General features: G+C 43.9%; 1 protein-coding gene. It reads right to left on the bottom strand.

The window, feature by feature from the left end; translation table 11 throughout:
* Positions 1 to 12: 12 nt before the first annotated feature.
* Positions 13 to 760, bottom strand: a protein-coding gene (locus NI466_RS15790; protein ID WP_435575028.1) for an IS5 family transposase whose coding sequence is annotated in 2 segments (ribosomal slippage) — positions 13 to 430 and positions 429 to 760 — 750 coding nt in all. Because the reading frame shifts where the segments join, the coding sequence is not laid out codon by codon here.
* Positions 761 to 816: the final 56 nt, after the last annotated feature.

Raw genomic sequence — 816 nt, 5'->3', positions numbered from 1 at the left:
TAGGGCGTGTCATCAATTAAGCCAGATGATTGTTGAAGCCAAGTAGATCGCTGATAAGAAGTTTTGAGCCAATTTATCATAGCGTGTGGCAATAGCACGATACTGCTTGAGCTTGGCAAAAAAGTTCTCAATCAGATGTCTTGCCTTGTAGAGATGTCGATCATAATCACGCTGATCAATAGAATTACTTTTCGCTGGCATCACAACTTGACCCTTCGCCTCTAAAATTGGATCAATGACCCGATCCCTAGAGTTGTAGGCTTTATCCATAAGCCAGATCTGGCTCAACGATAAGTCCAGCAACACATCTGAACCATTTAAGTCATGGACCTGCCCATCAGTGAGATAAAATCCTGTCGGGTTGCCTAAAGCATCAGTACGGGCATGAATTTTGGTGCTTAAGCCCCCTTTACTGCGTCCAATCGCCTGATTTTTTTCCCCCAGCGCTGTGTTGATGAGCACGTACAATGGTAGAGTCTAACATGGCATATTCATTATCACTGTCATGTGACAGTACTTCAAAGACTCTCTGCCATACACCTGTTTTAGCCCAACGACTAAAACGAGTATGCACGACTCTAAAATCACCAAAGCGTTCGGGTAAGTCTCGCCACGGGATACCTGAACGATACCGATACAATATAGCTTCAACAAATAGTCGGTTATCTTTGGCCGTCACTCCAACAGTACCCATTCGTCCAGGTAACAGATCTTTAATCTGTTCCCACTGCTCATCTTTTAATGCATAGCGTTTAGTCATAAAAGTATAATGGGGACAAGGCGGTTTTCCTCAAGCTAATTGATGACACGCCCTAG

The sequence above is a fragment of the Acinetobacter lwoffii genome (genome assembly GCF_024129595.1).
Classification (GTDB): Bacteria; Pseudomonadota; Gammaproteobacteria; order Pseudomonadales; family Moraxellaceae; genus Acinetobacter; species Acinetobacter lwoffii_O.
Note: the sequence above shows the minus strand (reverse complement) of the source record. Positions and strands in the feature narration are given on the sequence as shown.